Annotated in this window: 18 protein-coding genes; 3 read left to right on the top strand and 15 right to left on the bottom strand. The window is 70.0% G+C overall.

Annotated elements, in window-relative coordinates; translation table 11 throughout:
* Positions 1-9: 9 nt before the first annotated feature.
* Entirely contained in the window at positions 10-1,110 is a 1,101-nt protein-coding gene (locus tag ACN6LM_RS00210) for a CobW family GTP-binding protein (RefSeq protein ID WP_445063188.1), read from the bottom strand.
* 19 nt (positions 1,111-1,129) lie between these two features.
* Positions 1,130-2,290: a citrate synthase/methylcitrate synthase gene (locus tag ACN6LM_RS00205; protein WP_445063187.1), complete on the bottom strand. Its 1,161-nt coding sequence runs from the start codon at positions 2,288-2,290 to the stop codon at positions 1,130-1,132.
* 134 nt (positions 2,291-2,424) lie between these two features.
* On the opposite strand from ACN6LM_RS00205, the gene ACN6LM_RS00200 reads away from it, so the two are divergent.
* Positions 2,425-3,687 (top strand): citrate/2-methylcitrate synthase, encoded by a 1,263-nt coding sequence (locus ACN6LM_RS00200; protein ID WP_445063186.1) that lies wholly within the window; start codon positions 2,425-2,427, stop codon positions 3,685-3,687.
* A 40-nt stretch (positions 3,688-3,727) separates the two neighbouring features.
* Here ACN6LM_RS00200 and ACN6LM_RS00195 read toward each other — a convergent pair whose 3' ends face one another.
* On the bottom strand, positions 3,728-4,747 hold the full coding sequence (locus tag ACN6LM_RS00195; protein ID WP_445063185.1) for a LacI family DNA-binding transcriptional regulator: 1,020 nt from the start codon (positions 4,745-4,747) through the stop codon (positions 3,728-3,730).
* Positions 4,748-4,972: 225 nt separating this feature from the next.
* Between ACN6LM_RS00195 and ACN6LM_RS00190 the strand changes: the two genes are divergently transcribed.
* Positions 4,973-5,467: a hypothetical protein gene (locus ACN6LM_RS00190; RefSeq protein ID WP_445063184.1), complete on the top strand. Its 495-nt coding sequence runs from the start codon at positions 4,973-4,975 to the stop codon at positions 5,465-5,467.
* 14 nt (positions 5,468-5,481) lie between these two features.
* Here the strand turns inward: ACN6LM_RS00190 and ACN6LM_RS00185 are convergent, their stop codons facing one another.
* The 6 genes from ACN6LM_RS00185 to ACN6LM_RS00160 form a co-directional block, all read right to left on the bottom strand.
* Positions 5,482-7,074: a solute symporter family protein gene (locus ACN6LM_RS00185; protein WP_445063183.1), complete on the bottom strand. Its 1,593-nt coding sequence runs from the start codon at positions 7,072-7,074 to the stop codon at positions 5,482-5,484.
* The gene (locus ACN6LM_RS00180) at positions 7,071-7,514 is read right to left on the bottom strand and encodes a DUF485 domain-containing protein (protein ID WP_445063357.1); all 444 of its coding nucleotides are present in this window, start codon (positions 7,512-7,514) and stop codon (positions 7,071-7,073) included. Before ACN6LM_RS00180 ends, ACN6LM_RS00185 begins: the two co-directional genes overlap by 4 nt.
* A gap of 131 nt (positions 7,515-7,645) precedes the next feature.
* Positions 7,646-8,323 carry a response regulator gene (locus tag ACN6LM_RS00175; RefSeq protein ID WP_445063182.1) on the bottom strand — a complete coding sequence of 226 codons (678 nt, stop codon included), beginning with the start codon at positions 8,321-8,323 and terminating at the stop codon, positions 7,646-7,648.
* The gene (locus ACN6LM_RS00170) at positions 8,320-9,483 is read right to left on the bottom strand and encodes a sensor histidine kinase (RefSeq protein WP_445063181.1); all 1,164 of its coding nucleotides are present in this window, start codon (positions 9,481-9,483) and stop codon (positions 8,320-8,322) included. The genes ACN6LM_RS00175 and ACN6LM_RS00170 overlap by 4 nt, the downstream gene beginning before the upstream one ends.
* Positions 9,480-9,998 carry a DUF1453 domain-containing protein gene (locus tag ACN6LM_RS00165; protein WP_445063180.1) on the bottom strand — a complete coding sequence of 173 codons (519 nt, stop codon included), beginning with the start codon at positions 9,996-9,998 and terminating at the stop codon, positions 9,480-9,482. Before ACN6LM_RS00165 ends, ACN6LM_RS00170 begins: the two co-directional genes overlap by 4 nt.
* Before the next feature lie 170 nt (positions 9,999-10,168).
* Entirely contained in the window at positions 10,169-12,289 is a 2,121-nt protein-coding gene (locus ACN6LM_RS00160) for a DNA gyrase/topoisomerase IV subunit B (RefSeq protein WP_445063179.1), read from the bottom strand.
* Between the two features lie 433 nt (positions 12,290-12,722).
* Between ACN6LM_RS00160 and ACN6LM_RS00155 the strand changes: the two genes are divergently transcribed.
* Positions 12,723-12,953 carry a DUF7455 domain-containing protein gene (locus ACN6LM_RS00155; RefSeq protein WP_018105354.1) on the top strand — a complete coding sequence of 77 codons (231 nt, stop codon included), beginning with the start codon at positions 12,723-12,725 and terminating at the stop codon, positions 12,951-12,953.
* A 102-nt stretch (positions 12,954-13,055) separates the two neighbouring features.
* Here the strand turns inward: ACN6LM_RS00155 and ACN6LM_RS00150 are convergent, their stop codons facing one another.
* From ACN6LM_RS00150 to ACN6LM_RS00125, 6 genes are all read right to left on the bottom strand, one after another.
* Positions 13,056-13,886 carry a S1 family peptidase gene (locus ACN6LM_RS00150; protein WP_445063178.1) on the bottom strand — a complete coding sequence of 277 codons (831 nt, stop codon included), beginning with the start codon at positions 13,884-13,886 and terminating at the stop codon, positions 13,056-13,058.
* 161 nt (positions 13,887-14,047) lie between these two features.
* Entirely contained in the window at positions 14,048-15,595 is a 1,548-nt protein-coding gene (locus ACN6LM_RS00145; RefSeq protein WP_445063177.1) for an RNA polymerase sigma factor, read from the bottom strand.
* Between the two features lie 320 nt (positions 15,596-15,915).
* The gene (locus ACN6LM_RS00140; protein WP_445063176.1) at positions 15,916-16,782 is read right to left on the bottom strand and encodes a FadR/GntR family transcriptional regulator; all 867 of its coding nucleotides are present in this window, start codon (positions 16,780-16,782) and stop codon (positions 15,916-15,918) included.
* Positions 16,783-16,962: 180 nt separating this feature from the next.
* Complete coding sequence (locus ACN6LM_RS00135; protein ID WP_445063175.1) at positions 16,963-18,837, bottom strand: ABC transporter ATP-binding protein; 1,875 nt, start codon at positions 18,835-18,837, stop codon at positions 16,963-16,965.
* Positions 18,838-18,982: 145 nt separating this feature from the next.
* The gene (locus ACN6LM_RS00130; protein WP_445063174.1) at positions 18,983-19,747 is read right to left on the bottom strand and encodes an NUDIX hydrolase; all 765 of its coding nucleotides are present in this window, start codon (positions 19,745-19,747) and stop codon (positions 18,983-18,985) included.
* Between the two features lie 174 nt (positions 19,748-19,921).
* Positions 19,922-21,226, bottom strand: coding sequence for a DUF4192 domain-containing protein (locus tag ACN6LM_RS00125; RefSeq protein WP_445063173.1), 1,305 nt, complete (start codon positions 21,224-21,226; stop codon positions 19,922-19,924).
* Between the last annotated feature and the right edge of the window lie 89 nt (positions 21,227-21,315).

Genomic DNA, 21,315 nt, shown 5'->3' with positions numbered 1-21,315 from the left:
CGGGACGGCCTACACGTCGTCGTCGCCGGGCTGTTGTACGTAACGCAGGACGCCCCACATGGCTCGCTCGTGTGCGGCGTCCTGCCGCGTTTCCCCGGTCGGGTCCTCGGCGACCCCGCAGCTCTCCAGTTCCTCGCGCAGGGCCGGTACGTCGATGCCGGAGCCGATCAGGACGAGCTGGGTCCGCTTCGCTTCGCCGCGCGCCCAGGGCCTGGGGGTGAACCGCAGGAACCTGCCGACGGCGTGCACCCCGTACGCGTTGCCGGGGTCAGCCGCGCCGAAGTCGACGTGCCCCTTGATGCGGTACAGCCCCTCGGGCCGGGAGTCGAGGAATCGCATCAGCCGGCGCGGGTCCATCGGCACGCCGGAGTCGAAGTCGACGCTCTCGTACGCGGTGTGCAGGTGGCCCCCGTGCCCGTCGCCGCCCTCCGCCGCACGCTCCTCCAGGTAGAGGTCCTCGAAAGTGAGCTGCCGGGCCTCCTCCTCGCCCTCGGGCCGCAGCGCCGGGTCGAAGAGCAGTTCGGGGTCGATGCGCCCGTACGTGGCCGGGATGATCGCGGCCGTGCTCCCGGTCTCCGCGACGGTCTTCCGGACGCGGGCGCACTCCTCGTCCCCGGCCCGGTCCGTCTTGTTGAGCACGATGAGATCGGCCACCGCGAGATGGCGGCCGATCTCCGGATGGCGCTCCCGGGTCGCCTCGAACTCGGCGGCGTCGACCACCTCGACCAGTCCCCCGTACACGATGTGCGGGTTGTCGCTGGCGAGGATCATGCGGACGAGTTCCTGCGGCTCGGCGAGGCCGCTCGCCTCGATGACGATGACGTCGAGCCGGGCGGAGGGCCGGGTCAGGGTCTCCAGATAGCTGTCCAGTTCGCTCGCGTCGACCGCGCAGCACAGGCAGCCGCCGCCCAGCGACACGGTGGACCCGACCTGCCCGGAGACCGTCATGGCGTCGATCTCGATGGCCCCGAAGTCGTTGACGATCACGCCGATCCGGTTGCCCGCGCGGTGGAGCAGGAGGTGGTTGAGCAGCGTCGTCTTGCCGGATCCCAGGAATCCCGCGAGGACGACGACCGGGATGCGCGGACGAGGGGGCGACGACGGGCTCAACGGGTGCCTTCCTGCGGGTTCAGACGGACGGGACGGGCTGCGGCGGGGGCGGACCGACATAGCGGGCCGCCGGGCGGATGATCTTGGAGTCCTCCGCCTGTTCCAGGATATTGGCGCTCCACCCCACGACCCGCGCCGTGCAGAAGGTGGGCGTGAACATCTGGCGCGGCAGCCCGCACAGCTCCATGACCACGCCGGCGTAGAACTCCACGTTGGTGTGCAGTTCGCGCCCCGGCTTCAGCTCGGCGAGGATCGCCTCGACCTGGCGCTCCACCTCGACGGCGAACTCCACGAGCGGGCCGCCGAAGCCCTGGGCGATGGACCGCAGCATGCGCGAGCGGGGGTCCTCGGTGCGGTAGACCGGGTGGCCGAAGCCCATGATCCGGTCGCCGGCGAGGACCCGTTCGCGGATCCAGCCGTCGATGCGGTCGGGGGTGCCGATCGCGTCGAGTGTGTCCAGGGCCCGGCTCGGGGCGCCGCCGTGCAAGGGGCCGGACAGCGCTCCGACGGCGGCCACCAGGCAGGCGGCGACGTCCGCTCCGGTCGAGGCGACGACTCGTCCGGTGAACGTCGAGGCGTTGAAGCCGTGGTCCACGGTGGAGATCAGATACTGCTCGACCGCCCGGGCCCGGTCCTCGTCCGGGACGGAACCGGTGAGCATGTACAGGTAGTTGGCCGCGTGCGGCAGGTCGGCGCGTGGCTCGACGGGTTCGAGGCCCTGGCCGAGACGGTGCAGAGCGGTCAGCACGGTGGGGACGGCGGCGCAGACGGCCAGGGCGTCGGCCCGGCGCTGGTCGCCGTCGATGTCGTACACCGGCCGGAACCCGGCCGACGCGCCGAGCAGGGAGAGCGCTGTGCGCAGCCCGGACAGCGGGCCCGAGACCGCACTCGCACGCGCTATGGCGGGCAGCGCTTCGCGTACGGCGTCGGGCAGTACACGCAGGGCGGCCGTGCGGGCGGCGAAATCGGCACGTGCGTCCGGGCCGGGCAGCTCACCCTCGGTCATGAGGTACCAGGCGTCCTCGAAGGTGCGGGTCCCTGCCAGCTCGACCGCCGAGTACTGGCGGTAGTGGTAGAAGCCCTCGCGGCCCCGGACGTCCCCGAGTGCCGTGTCGGTCACGACGACTCCCGCGAGACCTCGGGGGACGTCGAGCGGTGAACCGCCGGTCATGGTCGTCATTGCTTCCTCCGTGGACAGTCGGTGGGATCTTGATATTGATTCGACTGTCCATGCATGACTATATCTCTGTCAATATTGATTGAATCAATGCAACTGCATGGATGCCGAGTACGGCATATGGATACGGTGGCGGCATGACGGAGCGATCAGAGGCGAACGGGCGGCGGCTCACGACGCGGGAGACGGCAGAGCGGCTCGGAGTGAAGCCCGAGACGGTGTACGCGTACGTCAGCCGCGGACAGCTGAGCAGCAGCCGGGTGCCGGGCGGCCGCGGCAGTACGTTCGACGCGGCGGAGGTCGACGCGCTGGCCCGGCGCACGGGACGCAGGGAGGCGGCCTCGGCCCCGGGCGAACCGGCCGTCCGTACCGGCATCACCCTCATCGGCGCCGACCGCTACTACTTCCGCGGCGTGGACGCCACGGAGCTTGCAGCGCGCCATTCGTACGAGGAGGTCGTCGAGTGGCTGTGGACCGGCCGGCTGAGGCCGGGCATCCGCTTCACCGCTCCGGGAGAGGCGGTGACGGCGGCGCGCCGGGCGGTCGGCGCACTGCCGGGGCACTGCGGCTCCACGGACCGGCTCCGGGTGGCCGTGGTGGCCGCCGCTGCCACCGACCCACTGCGCTTCGACCTGTCGCGCGAGACGGTGCTGGGCAGCGCGCGCAGCCTGATTCCGACGCTGGTCGCTGCGTTGCCGACGGTGGGCGGTCACCAGCCCGCCGCAGCGGATCCGGCCGATCCCGCCGGTCTGGCTGCCCGACTGTGGCCGAAACTCACCGCTCGCCTGCCGGACGAGCCGTCACTCGCCGCCCTGGACACTGCGCTCGCGCTGCTGATCGACCACGATCTGGCCGCCTCGACACTGGCGGCCAGGGTCGCCGCATCGGCCCGGGCGCATCCGTACGCGGTGGTTTCGGCGGGGCTCGGCGTACTGGAGGGCCCCCTGCACGGTGCGGCGAGCGGGCTGGCCCACCGCATGCTGGCCGAGGTCCTGGAGCGCGGCGGAGCGGCACCGGTGGTGGCGGACCATCTGCGGGCGGGGCGCCGGGTGCCAGGGCTCGGGCACCGGCTGTACACGGGCGAGGACCCTCGTGCCCGTACGCTGTTCGGCCTGCTCGCATGCATCCCGCAAGCCGGACCGGCCCTGGCCGCCGCCCGCGATGTGGTGGCCACCACCGCACGGGATGTCCCTCTGCATGCCAACGTCGACCTGGCGCTGGCCGTGCTCTCGGTCGCCTCGGGCATGCCCGCGGAGGCGGGAGGGGCCGTGTTCGCGATCTCCCGTACGGCGGGCTGGATCGCGCATGCGCTGGAGGAGTACGGGGAGCGTCCGCTGCGGATGCGCCCCAGCGGGCACTACACCGGCCCCCGGCCGCCCCAGCCCCTGCCGACCCTGTAGCCGCGCAATTGGCCCCTACAGGGGTGAAAAAACCCGACGATCAACGGGAAGTCGCGCGCGGAGGCTGGGCCGTGGAACCCCGGACGACCAGTTCGGGCTCGAAGAGGAGCTCGTCCGACGGCACGGCGCGCCCGCCGATCTGCACGGAGAGCAGTTCCACGGCGGCTCGCCCCATCGCCTCGATCGGCTGGCGGACGGTGGTGAGCGGGGGCTCGGTGCAGTTCATGAAGGCCGAGTCGTCGTATCCCACGACGGACACGTCGTCGGGTACCGACAGGCCCCGCCTCCGCGCCGCGCGAACGGCTCCGAGGGCCAAGGGGTCGCTGGCGCAGATGAACCCGGTGACACCCTCGTCGAGCAGCCGCGCGGCGGCGGCCTGGCCGCCCTCCAGCGAGAACATCGCCCGGGCCACCCACTGGTCCGGGATGGTCGCGCCCGACTCCTCCGCGAGCGCCCGGGCGGCGGCCAGCTTGCGCTGCGACGGCATGTGGTCCGAGGGGCCGAGCACCAGGCCGATGCGCTCATGGCCCAGGGAGACGAGGTGGCGCCACGCCTGCTCGACGGCCACGGAGTCGTCGCAGGAGACGCAGGGGAAGCCGAGGTGCGCGATGGCCGCGTTGATCAGGACGACGGGGATCTTGCGGTCGGCCAGGACCTTGTAGTGGTCGTGCGGGGCGTCGGCCTGCGCGTAGAGCCCCCCGGCGAAGACCACACCCGAGACCTGCTGCTGCAGCAGCAGTTCGACGTAGTCCGCCTCGGAGACACCCCCCTTGGTCTGGGTGCAGAGCACCGGAGTCAGGCCCTGCTGGGCGAGCGCACCACCGACAACCTCGGCGAAGGCGGGGAAGATCGGGTTCTGCAGTTCGGGCAGAACGAGGCCGACCAGCCGGGCCCGTTCACCGCGCAGCTGGGTCGGGCGCTCGTAACCGAGGACGTCCAGCGCGGAGAGGACGGCCTGCCGCGTGGCGTCGGAAACGCCCGGCTTGCCATTGAGCACCCGGCTGACCGTGGCCTCACTGACTCCAACCTTCTGTGCCACTTGAGCAAGTCGTCGCGTCATACACGCAAGATTAGCGCAAGAAACGCAAGTAGATTGCGTGGGGTCGGAATCAGAGACGAATTTCAGCAAGTCCCTGGACGCGGTCTCCCCGGACACTCACCGGAGCTTCTCGTCCGCCCGCTCCCCATCGGCGCCACCGTACCCGCCACCGCCCGATCGAGGCACCCTTTGGGGGCCTGCGCCGGGCTCGGGCCATGGGTCGACTCCGCTCGTACCCTCAACGGCATGAACGAGTTCGAGGGTGGCGACGGTCGGTGGCTGTCCCTGACCAACGGTGGCACGGCGGTGTTCGTGGACGTCCTGACGTTCGCGGTCTCGGAGCTGGCCCGGGAACCCTGGGATTTCCGCTTCGCCGCACTCCTGTCGCTCCAGAACCAGAACATGATGGGCCGTGGCATGGTCGGCTTCGGCTTGGCGGAGCTGTACTGGGGTGACTCGCCGCAGGAGGCCGCAGCGGCCAAGGACTTCCTGCTGCGCGTCCTCGACCTGGCCCTGACCCACCACCGGTGGGAGGAGCTGACGTACGAACCGCCACGGGTGGAAGGCTACTTGCGCGCCTACCGGACGATGGTCGAGGACTTCGACCCCGCCACCGCGATGGCCGGCAAGGACGTCCTGCCCGGACCGCAGGAGGCCGCCAGAGCCTCCTGCGTACGCCACCGTGTCCTGAACGGGCTGCCGTTCTGGGAGGAATGCGTGTTCTGCACGGAGGGAGGCTGACTGCACGTCGGTCCTCAGACGGCCCCGGCCCCGGTCATCGCGCGCACCTCGATCTCCGCGTGCTTGGCCACATCCGGTGGCTCGTCCGCGGTGACGGTCCCGATCCAGCCGGCGAGGAAGCCCAGCGGGATGGAGACCAGGCCAGGGTTCTCCAAAGGAAAGATCTGGAAGTCGACACCAGGGAAGAGCGAGCTGGGACTGCCGGAAACGACCGGGGAAAGCACGACGAGCAGGACGGCGGGGACGAGCCCGCCGTAGACGGACCAGACCGCCCCGCGCGTGGTGAAGTTCCGCCAGAACAGCGAGTAGAGCAGCACGGGGAGATTGGCCGACGCGGCGACGGCGAAGGCGAGCCCCACCAGGAAGGCCACGTTGAGGTCTTGGGCGAGCAGACCCAGTCCGATGGCGACGACCCCGATGCCTGCCGCCGCCACCCGGGCCACGGCCACCTCGCTGCGCGGCTTGGCACCGGACCTCTTGAGCGAGGCGTAGAGGTCGTGCGCGACGGATGCCGACGAGGCGAGGGTGATCCCGGCGACGACGGCCAGAATCGTCGCGAACGCGACGGCGGCCACCACGGCGAACAGGATTGTCCCCCCGGTGGAGCCTTCTCCCCCGCCCAGCGCCATGGCCAGCAACGGCACAGCGGTGTTCCCCGCGGCATTCGATTCCCGTACGTCGGCCGAGCCGACCAGCGCGGCGGCCCCGAACCCCAGCACGATGGTCATCAGATAGAAGCTGCCGATGAGGCCGATGGACCAGACGACGGACCGGCGGGCGGCACGCGCGGTGGGGACGGTGTAGAAGCGGGACAGGATGTGCGGCAGCCCCGCCGTGCCCAGCACCAGGGCGAGACCGAGGCTGATGAAGTCGATGCGCGCCGTCCAGCCCCCGCCGTACCGGAGACCGGGCGAGAGGAAGTCCTTGCCGTACCCGCTCCGGTCGGCGGCGGAGTTCAGCAAGGCGTTGACGTTCCCATGGAAGTGGACCAGCACGAGCACGGTGAGCACCACGGTGCCCGCCATGAGCAGCACGGCCTTGACGATCTGGATCCAGGTGGTGGCACGCATCCCGCCCAGCGATACGTACACGACCATGAGTGCCCCGACGCCGACGACGGTCCAGGAACGGGCGGCTCCACTCGTCCCGCCGAGAAGCAGGGCCACCAGACTGCCCGCACCGACCATCTGTGCCACCAGGTAGAGCACGGACACGGTGACGGAGGAGGTCCCCGCGGCGATGCGGACCGGACGCTCCGCCATCCGGGCCGCAACCACATCGGCCAGGGTGAACCGGCCGCAGTTGCGCACGAGTTCGGCGACGAGCAGCAGAACGACGAGCCAGGCGACCAGGAAGCCCACCGAGTACAGCATGCCGTCGTAGCCGAAGAGGGCGATCAGACCGGAGATGCCCAGGAAGGACGCAGCGGACATGTAGTCGCCCGCGATGGCGAAACCGTTCTCCATGGGCGAGAACAGTCGGCCTCCCGCGTAGAACTCCTCCGCGGAGCCGCGCCTGTTGCGGCTCACCCAGGTGGTGATGCCAAGGGTGACCGCGATGAAGGCGCTGAACAGCAGCAGCGCCAGGGTCTGGTGGTCGCCGCTCAACGCCCGGCCCCCCGTGTCATCTCCTGCGTCTCCCACCGCAGGTCCAGCGCGGCCCGGTCCCTGCGCAGCCGTGCGTGCCGTGCGTACGCCCCGGTGAGCAGGAACGTCGACAGGAACTGGCCGAGCCCCACGACCATCGCCACATTGACCGCCCCGGCCACCGGCCGTGCCATCAGCCCGGGGGCGGTCACCGCCGTGACGACATAGGCGAGGTACCAGACGAAGAAGGCCGTGGTGGCGGGTACGACGAAGCGCCGGTAGCGACGGCGCACCTCCTGGAACGCCTCGCTGCGCTGCACCTCCAGATAGATGTCGGCCGCGCTGTGCCCATCGCGCGGCACGGCCGGCCCGGGCGCCACCGGAGACGTGGAGCCGGCCGCGCTGTCCGGCTCCTCCCACCCGGAGGTCAGCGCGTCGTCCCACGGGTCATCGAGCCGCATCGCTGCGGACTCGCGCCCTGCTTCCTTCTCCACCGAACAACTCCCCTTGTCCACGGACCACTTCGGCCGCATAGCCAAGAATGGGCAGATCGGGAAGATCATGGGCACTTCATTCGCGAGACTTCACCTCTTCAGGTGAAGGTTCTCCCGGGTGGGCGCACCATCCCCCGCATGTACGCATAGCGCACCGCCTGAGCCCGGTCGCGCAGACCCGCCTTGGCGAAGAGGTTGTTGATGTGGCTCTTCACCGTGGCCTGCGAGATGTGGAGGGCACGCGCGATATCCGCGTTGGACATCCCCTCGGCGATCAGGACCAGCACCTCGGCCTCCCGGGGAGTCATCCCGTCCGGCGGTTCCGGCTCACCGCCGCCCCCCATCCCGAGAGGCCCCTCGGTCACCCGTTCCAGGAGCCGGCGCTGCACCGTCGGCGAGAGCCCCGCCTCGCCCGAGAGAACCGCCTGGACCGCCCTCACGATCTCGTCGCCCCCGGCGTCCTTGGTGAGGTACCCCCGCGCTCCGGCCCTGAGCGCGGGAAACAGGGAGTCGTCGTCCGCGAAGGTCGTGAGCACCACGACCTGCGTACCCGGGAACTCCTCACGGATACGCCGGGTCGCCTCCACCCCGTCACAGCGGGGCATCCGCAGATCCATCAGCACCACGTCCGGCGCGTGCTCGGCCACCTGCGCGACCGCTTCCTCCCCGTCCTTCGCCGATCCGACGACCTCGATGCCGGGCAGCAGGCCGAGCAGCATGACGATGCCTTCCCGTACCACCGCCTGGTCGTCGGCCACCACCACCCGCGCCGTCACGCGGGCACCCGCAGACTCACCACGAACCCCTCCTTGCCCGGCCCTGCTTCCAGCGTGCCGCCCAGCAACTCGGCGCGCTCCCGCATCCCGAGCAGACCGTATCCGGAGCCGCTGACAGCCAGGTCCCCTTCCGGACTCCGTCCTCCCGAGTCCTTGACTTCCAGCACGACGAAGTCGGGCCGGTACTCCAGCCGGAGTTGCACCCTGGCTCCGGGCGCGTGCTTGCGCACGTTGGTCACGGCCTCCTGTGCCACGCGCCGGACCGCCTGCGACGCCTGAGCGGTGAGCGGGCGCCGCTCCCCCTCGACCCTGACCTCGGCCGGCTCAGCCGTCACCAGCTGCCTCAGGAATTCCTCCACCGGTGACACCTCTCCCCGTAGCGCCGAGAGCGCCTGGCGGGTCTCGGCCAGGCCCTCGCGGGCCATCGACCGGGCCGCGACCACGCGTTGCAGAACCTGGTCCCGGAACTCCCCGGCAGGCTCTCTCTCGATCAGCAGGCGCGCGGCCTCCAGGTGCACCAGCTGCGCGGAGAGGCTGTGCGCCAGCACGTCGTGGATCTCCCGGGCGATCCGCGAACGTTCGTCCAGCGCGGCCCGCTCCGCCTCCGCGACCCGGGCCGCCCGCTCCTGTGTGAGCAACCGTTGCGCACTGCCACGGGCCTCGGCGTCCAGGCGGAGCACGTATCCGGCAAGGCACAGCCCAGCCGTGGTCGCCGTGGTGGTCAACCAGCCGTCGGTGTCCACCAGCACGTAGGCGCCGAGGGCCACCGCTGTGGCCGGAGCTCCCGCCACGAGGGGCAGCCGTTCCAGGGCGGTCACGGCGCAGGCGCACCAGAGCACCGTCGCGGGCACCGTGGCCCCTGCCTGTCCCGCCCCGAACCCGGCCAGCACGAGCATTCCGAGCAGACCGAGCGACGGCCACAGACGGTTGTCGAGGCTGGTCCGGAAGAAGGCGACGGCAAGCAGTGCGCAGACGAGCACCCCGATCAGCCCGATGACGATCTCCAAGGGCCCGAACAGCCCCCTGGTGAAGGTCCCCCACAGCATCAGACCGAGCAGTCCGACCCGCACGGACCAGGTGATCACGCTCCGCGGGCGGCTGCGGGTGTCCCGGGCGAGTGCCTCCCTCGACGGCCAACTCGTCCAGGCATCGGGTGTCACACGCCTTCCTTCCACTCCTGCCGCACCGCAGCGCCGACGACGGGCGCTCCGTGCGGCCCGGGTATCGACGCGGCCCGGAGCGTCAGAACCGCCTCCCGTATCAGCAGAGTCACCGCGAGAGCCGCCATCAGGGCGGGGCCGCCCTGATGCACGCCCAGCACCGCCGCGACGCCGTACAGGGCCACCCGCAGGGCCACTCCGCCGGCCCAGACCAGAGCTGTGGCCCTGGTCCCCCTGCTCCACAGAGAGCCGTCCGCAGCACGCCAGACGCGAGATGTCCACGCCCATCCCGCACCCGTGACCAGCCCCACCACGAGCTCGGCGCCGAGGACGACCGCCGAGGCTGTCCGATGGTGCGAATCGACGAGTCCAGGTTCCCGCAGAGCCATGACGAGCAGGACGCCGGGCAGAACCCACCAGCGCCGGTCGCCAGGGAACCGTTGCGCCGAGCACTGCCGGACCACGACGAGGGCGATGACCGCGATGATCACCAGGGCGTTGACGAGCCCGGACATGGGCGCCTCCGAGATGCGAGAGATCCTGCATCTCCGAAGCTACGGAAGAGCCCGGCCCGGCAGATCGGCTCCAGGGTGGATCATGGGTGGAGATTGCGTCTCCACCCACGGGTGGAGACGGCATCCGGGCCCGGCCGGCACCGGATGCCGGCCCGGGCCGGAGCCGACGCTCAGACGTCGATGCGTGAGCGGTCCAGCGTCGCCGCCGAACTGGTGATGAACTCCTTGCGCGGCGCCACCTCGTTGCCCATCAGCAGGTCGAAGACCTTCTCGCTGGATTCCAGGTCACCGATGTTGATCCGCCGCAGCGTGCGGTGACGGGGGTCCATCGTCGTCTCGGCCAGCTGGTCGGCGTCCATCTCGCCCAGCCCCTTGTAGCGCTGGATCGAGTCCTTGTAGCGGATGTTCTTGCGCTGGAGCTCCAGCAGCCGCTGGCGCAGCTCGTTGTCCGAATAGGTGTAGATGTACTTGTCCTGGCCCTTCTTGGGCTGGACCAGTTCGATCCGGTGAAGCGGCGGCACGGCGGCGAAGACCCGGCCCGCCTCGACCATCGGCCGCATGTAGCGCTGGAAGAGCGTCAGCAGCAGGATCCGGATGTGGGCGCCGTCGACGTCGGCGTCGACCAGCAGGACGATCTTGCCGTACCGGGCGGCGTCGATGTCGAAGGTGCGCCCGGAGCCGGCTCCTATGACCTGGATGATCGCGCCGCACTCGGCGTTCTTCAGCATGTCGGAAACCGACGCCTTCTGAACGTTGAGGATCTTGCCGCGGATCGGCAGCAGCGCCTGGAATTCGCTGTTGCGGGCGAGCTTCGCCGTGCCGAGCGCGGAGTCACCCTCCACGATGAACAGCTCGCTGCGCTCCACGTCGTCGCGGCGGCAGTCGGCGAGCTTCGCCGGCAGGGAGGACGACTCCAGCGCCGTCTTGCGGCGCTGGGCCTCCTTGTGCTGGCGGGCCGCGATGCGGGTGCGAGCGGCTGCCACCGCCTTGTCGAGAACAGCCCTGGCCTGAGCTTTCGCGTCCCGCTTGGTGGAGGTCAGGAATGCCTTGAGCTCCTTGGCCACGACGTTGGCGACGATCCGGTTGGCCGCCGAGGTGCCGAGTACCTCCTTAGTCTGGCCCTCGAACTGCGGCTCCGCCAGGCGTACGGTCACGACCGCGGTGAGGCCCTCGAGGGCGTCGTCCTTGACGATGTCGTCCTCCGCCACGCGCAGCAGCTTCGCGGAGCGCAGCACCTCGTTGACCGTCTTGGTCACGGAGCGCTCGAACCCCGTCACGTGGGTGCCGCCCTTGGGGGTGGCGATGATGTTGACGAAGGACTTCACGTTGGTCTCGTACCCGGTGCCCCAGCGCAACGCGATGTCCACGCCCAGTTCACGCGTGACCTCGGTGGCCGTCATGTGCCCGCGGTCGTCCAGGACCGGGACGGTCTCCTTGAACGACCCCTGCCCGGTCAGGCGCAGGACGTCGCAGACGGCCTTGTCCTGGGCCAGGTATTCGCAGAACTCGCTGATGCCTCCGTCGAAGCGGAAGGTCTCCTCCGTCTTGCCCGCGCCGTCCAGGCCGCGCTCGTCGCGTACGACGATGGTCAGGCCGGGGACGAGGAAGGCCGTCTGGCGAGCCCGCTGGTGGAGCGTCTCCAGACCGAGTTTGGCCTCCTTGAGGAAGATCTGCCGGTCGGCCCAGTACCGCACTCGGGTGCCGGTGCGCGTCTTCGGGACACGCTTGCCCTTCCGCAGCCCGTTGGCGGGGTCGAACGGGCTGTCCGGACCCTGCTCGGTGAAGATCCCCGGGACGCCCCGTCGGAAGCTGATCGAGTGGGTCGCGCTGTTGCGGTCGACCTCGACGTCGAGCCTGGCGGAGAGGGCGTTGACCACGGAGGCGCCGACGCCGTGCAGCCCGCCGGACGCGGCGTAGGAGCCGCCGCCGAACTTGCCGCCGGCGTGCAGCTTGGTCATGACGACCTCGACGCCGGAAAGCCCCGTCTTGGGCTCTACGTCGATCGGGATGCCCCGGCCGTTGTCCCGGACCTCGACGGAGTTGTCGTCGTGGAGGATGACCTCGATGTGGTCGCAGTAGCCGCCGAGGGCTTCGTCGACGGAGTTGTCGATGATCTCCCAGAGGCAGTGCATCAGACCGCGGCTGTCGGTGGACCCGATGTACATACCCGGGCGCTTGCGAACCGCTTCGAGCCCCTCGAGTACGAGCAGGTGCCGCGCGGTGTAGTTGGAACCGTCTCGGTCTGCTCCGGTCAGCAGCGCAGTGGACGGCACGGACGTATCGGCGGTCACGCGGTTCGCTCCTCGCTGAATTTCATTTGGGGCCCTGTGGGTCACGGGCTCGGCTTCGGTGCCGCTGTGAGGGTACCGATGCCTGGTAGAGCGGGTGAAACGCCACCCTAGAAGAACCTCACTCTAAACCAGAATCGCATGAATGTTCGATCTCCTCGCAGGGGTGACGTGCACATCACGTTCCCTTCCAGGCATGAACCATTTAGGCTCCGGGCACGTCCTCATGAACAACCGGCAAGCCAGCCGGCCCGGACTGACCAAGCCAAGCAACGCGAAACCGTAGCGCCACGCAATACGGCACATTCGCCGCGAACCGGCAACAGACAGCCATCCCGAGAAGAAATTTCGAAGAAAAGCCACGAGCGGGAACGTTTTCGGCCTGGTTGGATGTTGACCCTGGTACGACAGCTCGTCGAGCTAGAGAAGAGGCGACGTGACTACTGTTCTGACCCCCGCGAGCCCGCTGACCGCAGCAGACCGCTGTGACCGTTGCGGCGCCCAGGCCTATCTGCGCGTCGTACTCATCAGTGGCGGTGAACTGCTCTTCTGCGCCCACCACGGTCGCAAGTTCGAGCCGGAACTCAAGAAGATCGCCGCGGAAATACAGGATGAGACGGACCGACTGACGGCCGTGCAGGCCCAAGCCGCCGAAGAGGAACACTGACACCTCTGCATCCACGACGAGCCAGGGGCCGGTCCCGGACCGACCGACGGGCGGCTCCCCGGTGAGGGAGCCGCCCGTTCTCGTACCCGTGTACCGCGCCGGTCAGTCGGCGCTCGTCATCCAGCCGATGGCGGCAGAGATCCGCGTGTAGACGCCGGGACTCCCGGCACGCCCGCAGCCGTTCCCCCACGAGGCCAGCCCCACGAGCCGCCCCTGCGCCACCAGAGGCCCTCCGCTGTCCCCCTGGCAGGCGTCGTACCCGCCCTCGGGTTCGCCCGCGCAGAGCATCGATGAGGCGTCGTACGTACCGGTGCTGCCACCCGGGTACGCCTGTTCGCACGAGCTGTCGGGCAGGACGTCCACCTGCGCAGACCTGAGCGACGACGCGTAGTCGCCGTAGCCGGTGGTATCGCCCCATCCGTAGACGACTGCGGGTGTGCCCGCCCGGTACGCCGGGTCACCGGCCTCGGCCAGGGGGATCGCGTCCCCTTCGGGCAGCGCCTCGGAAAGGGTGAGCACCGCGACGTCCCCACTGTTGGTGGCGGCGTCGAACCCGGGGTTGACCCACGTTTCGCTCACCGGGATCTCCTTGCCGCCCGTGCCGTTCAGCTCGTCCCGGCCCGAGATGATCCGCAGATCGCTCACCTGGTCCACATCGGTGCCCAGCGCCTCCCGGCTCAGGCAGTGGGCGGCGGTGAGCACCTTCTTCGGCTCCACCACGACACCGCCGCAGAACTGACCGGCCCGAGTACCCCCGAACCGGTCACGGCTGGACAGAGCCACCACCCAGGGGCTGTCCGCCACGTGGGCCGGCTGGCCTCCGATGATGATGCTGTCGGCGACCGCCGGAGCGGAAGAAGCGAGCGGTATCACGACCGTGGTGGCGGCAAGGGCGAGCGCCCCGGTCAAGGTGCGGACGACAGTGCGGGACATGCGTACTCCTGACTCTGTGATGGACCATGCCTACCCAGAGTCATTCCAATGACGCCGATGCGCACCTCCGCCCGGCACCCCGCGAAGATCGGGGCGCATCGCGGAGAGGCCCGGATCCTCCATGGGTTCCGGGCCTCTCCGCGTCGTGCTGTCGCTACGACCTAGTCGAGGTAGTCGCGCAGAACCTGCGACCGCGACGGGTGGCGCAGCTTCGACATGGTCTTGGACTCGATCTGACGGATGCGCTCGCGCGTCACGCCGTAGACCTTGCCGATCTCGTCCAGCGTCTTCGGCTGACCGTCAGTGAGGCCGAACCGCATGGAGACCACGCCCGCCTCACGCTCGGACAGCGTGTCCAGCACCGAGTGGAGCTGTTCCTGGAGGAGCGTGAAGCTCACGGCGTCGGCCGGAACGACCGCCTCGGAGTCCTCGATCAGGTCACCGAACTCGCTGTCCCCGTCCTCACCCAGCGGGGTGTGGAGGGAGATCGGCTCGCGGCCGTACTTCTGGACCTCGATGACCTTCTCGGGGGTCATGTCGAGCTCCTTGGCCAGCTCTTCCGGAGTGGGCTCACGGCCCAGGTCCTGGAGCATCTGGCGCTGGACACGCGCGAGCTTGTTGATGACCTCGACCATGTGCACCGGAATACGGATGGTGCGCGCCTGGTCGGCCATGGCGCGAGTGATCGCCTGCCGAATCCACCACGTGGCATACGTGGAGAACTTGTAGCCCTTGGTGTAGTCGAACTTCTCCACCGCGCGGATCAGACCGAGGTTGCCCTCCTGGATCAGGTCCAGGAACAGCATGCCGCGGCCGGTGTAGCGCTTGGCCAGCGAGACCACGAGGCGGAGGTTGGCCTCCAGCAGGTGGTTCTTGGCCCGACGGCCGTCCTCGGCGATGATCTCCAGCTCACGCTTGAGCTTGGGGGCGAGCTTGTCGGAGTTCGCCAGCTTGTCCTCGGCGAACAGGCCCGCCTCGATGCGCTTGGCGAGCTCGACCTCCTGCTCGGCATTGAGGAGCGGGACCTTACCGATCTGCTTGAGGTAGTCCTTGACCGGGTCGGCCGTGGCGCCGGCGACGGCGACCTGCTGCGCGGGTGCGTCGTCCTCGTCGTCGTCGGAGAGGACGAAGCCCTTGTTCTCGCCCTCGCCCTCCTCGTCCTCGCCCTTGCCGGCCTTGACCTCTTCGACGACGTCGTCGCCGTCGAGGATCTCCTCGTCCTGCTTGCCGGCCTTCTTGGAGGCCGTCTTCTTGGCCGCCGTCTTCTTCACGGCGGTCTTCTTGGCAGCCGTCTTCTTGGCTGCGGCCTTCTTCGCGGGCGCGGCCGCGGGAGCCTCCTCGGCCGAAGAGTCCGCGGGCTCGGCGGACGGGGCGGCGGGCGCCGCCACAGTCCGCGTCACCGTCGTCTTGGCCGCGACGGTCTTGGTGGCGGTGCGCTTGGCCGGGCTCTTCGCTGCAACGCTCTTGCGGGCACGCTTCGACGGCTCCGCGGCACTGACCATCAGCGTCACACCCTCTTCCTCGAGGATCTGGTTGAGGCTGCGCAGAACGTTCTTCCACTGGGTTGGCGGAATCTGGTCAGCCTCGAAGGCCCGACGCACGTCATCGCCGGCGATCTGCCCATCAGCCTTTCCCCGCTCAATGAGCGCCATCACAGATTCGGACTCGGCGATCTCCGGCGGGAGCGTACGGGATGTGCTGGCCGACACGAACAACCTCTCGGAACGATGGAAACGGCTTCCGGCCCGGCCCGGAGAGGGCTGGAACCGACGACCGACGGGCGGGGAATGCACCGACGGCGCGGGCTTGGCCTCAGAAGTCCTCAGCGCCCTGAGCGGCTGCTGTATTCCTTCTGCGACGGTCACCTCTTAAGTCATCGCGCTGTTTCAAGGAGTGTTACGGCCGTTCCGCGTGGCCCGAGTCACACCCCATTTGCGATGAACACGACCAAGGCGACATCTCGCCTCCCCGTGCCGCCGGACCGCCGGGCCCGACGACACGGGGCGCGTACACCCTGCCCGCGCCGCAGTCAGTGCTCGCGCGGCGCCGGCACCACGCGTTCCGCCTCGTGGTGCCCGACCAGCAACTGGCGCATGGCCGACTCGGCGCCGGCCGGGTCACCGGACGCGAGGGCGTCCACGATGCGCGCGTGCAGGGCGAGGGACGCCTCACTGGGCCGGTCGCATCCAGTGGCCGGGCCGCCGGACACCTGCAGCGCCGCCGAGACGATCCCGGAAAGATGCTCCAGCATGCGATTGCCCGCGGCCTGGATCAGCAGGGAGTGGAACTCCGCGTCGGCGCGGGCGCACGTGATCATGTCGCCCTGACCGAGCGCGTGCCCCATGATCTCGACCATGTCGACAAGACGCTGCTGAAGATCCTCGCGCCCATGCCCTGCGGCAAGGCGGGCGGCAAGTGGCTCGATCGTCCACCTGAGATCACCCAGCTCGCGACGCTGGTCATCACGCTGCGGGCCGAAGGCGCGCCATTCGATGATGTCGGGGTCGAGCAGATTCCAGTCACTGACCGGCCGCACCCGGGTACCGACGTTGGGGCGGGCGCTGACCAACCCCTTCGCCTCCAGTACGCGCAGCGATTCCCGCACGACGGTCCTGGAAACCTCGAAACGCTGGCCGATCTCCTCGGGCACCAGGGGGCGGTCCGCGCCGAGGTCGCCGGAGACGATCATCTGCCCCAACTGCTGAACTAGTTGGCCATGGAGCCCGCGGCCGCGACTGGCCGACCCCCGCCGGCCCACCCGGCCGAGTTCGGCTTCGGCCCCATCCCAGGAGCGTGCGGCGGCGCGCTCGCCGGCCGGCGACTCCGCGTACGAGTAACGGTCGAGTTCACCCGGGCCGGCGAGGCCGGAATCGGCGGAGCGGGCGGTGGTCATCATGGTGTGCGCAAGGGTACTCACGCATCCTTTGTCGGCGGGCGCCCTCCGCCCCTTGAGGTCTTTGCTGAAAAGCACACGAAAGGGTGATCGGCACCAGCCCCTCAATTGACGCCTTACTGGTATAAACAGGATGTTTCGCCGAACGGGTCACGGAGACGTCGCCCATGTCACGACGCGCGCTCACCACCGAACCCTCCCGCGAAGGCTGGTGAGCAGAAACGCACAGGTCAGAGTCGATAGGGCCAGCACCAGGGCCGCGCCCACGGGATGCGCCACGATCCGCGCGCCGGCCAGCATCCACCGGTCCACCTCCCCCGGCCACTGGAGCCAGGCCAGGTCCCGCAGCCGGCCGGGAAGCCCAGCCATCGAACGCACGGTCGTCGCCTTCGGCATCCGCTCGACAAGCGGCACCATCACCACGGGTACGGCGAGCACAGCGGCGATGCCCGCGGCCGTCACCCGGAAGATGCCGGCGGCCAGCAGCCCGGCCCACGCGCAGCCGACCGTCAGAGCGGACCAGCTCACCGCCAACGACACCACGTTCGAGGGGATGGTGAGCAGGCTCCCGCCGTAGACGACGCGCAAGGTCGCAGCCGAGCCCAGCGCGACGAGCAACGCCAGCAGGAAGGCGACCGCCCCGGACACCGCCAGCTTGGCGAAGAGCAGTCCGAGTCTGCGGGGCACAGTCCCCCGCCCGGCGGCGAGTGCTGGATAGCGGAACTCGTCGCCGAAGGAGAGCGCTCCGAGAAGCCCGGCCCCGAGTGCGGCAGGCGGAAGCGGCAGCAACGAGGGCCACGCCGCGATGATGTGAGCCAGCGGGGTGCGGCCGTCACGGCCCAGCAGTACGGACAGACCTACCGAGGTGGCGAGAACGACGGCCATGATCACGATTGTCGTCCGCACACCGAAGAGGCGGCGCAGTTCGTACCGCACCGGCCGCAACGGCCCCCGGGCCGGACGCCGCCTGATCGGCGGCGGGAGCTCGCCCCGCGCGGTGGACCGCGTGGAGCGGGAGGAGGCACCGGAGTTGTCACCGACGGCTGTCCGCGACGACGCTGTAAGGCCGCCGGCTCCGGCCGGCCGCACCGGGACGCGTTCGTCCTGAGCCGCGCGGACGGCACCGGCGTCGACCTTGTCGGCGGCATGACGGCCGGCCGGATCATCGGTCGCACCTACGGGACGCATGTCCCCCACTTCGTCGGCAAGCTGGTGGACGGGAAGCCCGTGCCGAAACGCGGTGTCGCCCACTTCCGCGCAGCTGCTGCCGTACACGGAGAGCCGGTTGCCGGCTGCCTCGGCGACGACCTCCACATATCGTCGGGCAGCACGCGCTTCCCGGCTGACGATGGCGCCGAGGCGGACGGCCTGCGGGGAGCGGACCGCCACACGAGGCCGCAAGCGGGTGCGGGAGAAGACCGCCCCGTCCTGGTCGGCGACCACGCGCCCACCGTCGAGGGTGACCACATGGCCCGCCGAGCGCGCCGCTTCCTTGGGGTCCCTGGTCGCGAACACCACGGTTCCGCCGCGCTCGGCATGGCAGCGCAGCATCCCGTGCAGCCAGTCGGCCTCTCTCGGCGCCAAGCCTTCCGCCGGATCGTCCAGAAGGAGCGTGTGAGGGTCCCCGAGCAACGCGCAGGCCAGCGCCAGCCGGCGATCCATGCCGAGGGAGAGCGTGGCGATGCGCTGATCCCTCAGCCCGGTCAGGCCCACCGCGTCGAGCAGTTCGTCGGCCCGGGAGACGGGTACACCGGCCGCGGCGCAGAGCATGCGCAGCTGCCCTCGAACGGTGCGGGCAGGGTGCCCCGGCACGTCCCCCAGCACCACCCCCACCTCACTGGCCGGGTTCGGGACGCGGTGCAGCGGCCTGCCTCGGTAGTAGGTGACCCCCCGGCCCGGCTCCAGTTCGAGCATCAACCGCAGGGCCGCGGTCTTTCCGGCACCTGGCGCCCCCAGCAGTGCCGTGACGCACCCCGGCTCCGCATCGAAGGTGAGGTCGTCCACAGCGGGGGCTTGCCCACGGGTAGGGGCGCTGGTGAGTCCGATGGCCTGGAGCATCGCTTCTCTCGCAGGAAATGGGACGGCGAAGGCGGAGCCGCCCGGCGGCGAGTGAGTACCGCAGCACGATAACCCGACATATAGGACTTTCAGTGCAAGCTGGGCTGCGCGGCGGCTCGGGGCTCCTCCCAGGAGGGGCGGGACCTCAGACCTCGGGCCTCAGCATCGGCGGGTTGAGCACAGTCGCCGTGCCCGACCGGAACAGCTGGGCCGGGCGGCCTCCCTGCCGGGTGGTCGTCCCTCCGGTGGGCACCAGGAAACCCGGCGTACCCGTCACCTTGCGATGGAAGTTCCTGGGATCCAGCACCACGCCCCACACCGCCTCGTACACCCGACGCAGCTCGCCGACCGTGAAGGCAGGCGGACAGAAGGCAGTGGCCAGCGAGGAGTACTCGATCTTGGACCGGGCCCGCTCGACCCCGTCGGCGAGGATCCTCGCGTGATCGAAGGCCAACGGCGCCTGGTGCTCGCCGTCCGGGGCGTAGCCGCCCTCGGGTCCGAGCAGGTCCTCGACGGGCGCCCATCGCGCACTGTTCGCGTCGCCGCCCGCCCTGGGGGCGGGCAGGTCGGGAGCAAGCGCCAGATGGGCGACGCTGACAACCCTCATCCTCGGGTCCCGGGCGGGGTCCCCGTACGTGGCGAGCTGTTCCAGGTGGGCGCCGTTACCGACAGCGGGGGCGGACGGATCCTGCGCGCAGAGGCCGGTCTCCTCGACAAGTTCTCGTGCCGCAGCGGCCCCGAGATCCTCGTCGGCCCTGACGAAACCGCCCGGCAGGGCCCACCTGCCCTGGAACGGGGTTTCACCCCGACGTACCACCAGGGCGCAGAGGGCGTGCCGACGCACCGTGAGCACCACCAGGTCGACGGTGACGGCGAACGGCGGAAAGGTCGACGGGTCGTAGGGCGGCATGTCGCGATCATAGTCGTCTTCCTGACGATAAACACTCCCTTCCCCGCGCCTCTTCACCGGCCTTCCGGAGCCCGCTACCGGGCGTCCGGAAGAACGCGGGCCAAGCATCCCTCCGTCGACGCGAGGCGTACGGCCGGTCCGCGTGCGGCGCCGGGGCCCGGCGCCGCACCGGCATCAACGGCCGGTCCTGGTCCCCCGCCGCCCTTGCGCCCCGGGCCGGGCGGGCCGCCGCCTGTCCGCCTTGCCGGGGCCGGGCCGAGCCGAACCGGGACGCGTCCGGGCCCTCCCGGCCGGCCTCACCGGGGCGGGACGGGCCCCCGCGACCCGTTCCGCACGCCGGCCGTGCCGGCCTGCCCGCATGTTGCGCTCGCCGCGCAGGCAGCGCCGCAGCGTCTCCGGGTCGAGCCCCTGATTGCACGCCTCGTGCAGCAGTTGCGCAAAGGTGTAATGCGGATCGAGGCGCAGAGCGAGTCCCAGCGCGACGCGCGCGGCCGGTTCGTCGCCGGTCGACCAGGAGACCCAGCCCGCCAGGGTGAGAGGGGCTGCGGCGTGTTCTTCAAACGGGGCGACGCAGCGGCGGGCCAGAGCCCGCCAGAGCCGCAAGGCGGCAAGCGCCTTCGGGCCTTCCATCCACTCAGCAGCCCTGTCACGGGTCTCCCTGTCCTGGAGACCGAGAATCATCGACGCCGCCTCCTCGTCGCTGATCAGTCGGTCGTCGTTGATGTCTGCGAGGGACGGTGCCGTCGCGGGCGCCTTCCCGAGGCGGTCGATCAGGCGGCCTGCGAGCTTCAGCGTGTCACCCGCGAGCTCCTGGCGGCGTTCCTGGTCGAGCAGCAGGGGCACCATCGCGCTGCCCGCCGCGTCCAGGGCACGCTGCTGGGCATCGTCCGATGTGCGAGTGAGCGGCGTGAGCCTCGCCTCCATCTCGCGCAGCGATCCCCGTACCTGGATGCCGGCATAGGTGGCCGCCGCCGCCATGACCGAGGTGCCGGGCATGGCCAGCAGGTTTCCTTCCGCCGGGCAACAGCGGGCATCGGGACAGACGTAGGACCAGAACCGGTTGCCCGAGATGCACAGCACTTCGAGAACCGGTACGTCCAGCGCTCCGCACGCTGTACGCAACCGCTGGGCGAACGGCCGCAGGCGCTCCATGGTCTGGCTGCCCGTCTCGCCGTCCACCGGGTCCTGGCAGAGGAAGACGACGATGGCGTCGGGCCGGGCGTCACGCCGCTCGCTTCCCTTGATCAGGCATTCGGCGAGCTGCTCGGCAACCGTCGGCCACTCCAGCGGAGACGGGGGAATGCCGAGCCTGAGCCTGGCTCCGAACCGGCCCCGGCCACCGTGCAGGGCGACCATGACCACGCTGTCGCTCGGATGGAAGCCCATGAGATACGGGAGAGCGTCGGCCAGCTCGGCCGGGCCTCGCAGGGTGATCTGCTGTTCCTCGGAGGGACCGATTGATTCGGGGTGCTTGTTCATGGCCAGACCGTCTCGCGGCCGCGCACTTCCCGCTACCCCCTGTGGATAAGTTATCCACAGGGGGTGATCGGCTGTTCGCGGTTGTCGGA

This window comes from Streptomyces sp. SAS_281 (assembly GCF_052542855.1).
The sequence above is the reverse complement of the archived record's forward strand: the minus strand, read 5'-3'. Positions and strand labels throughout refer to the sequence as shown.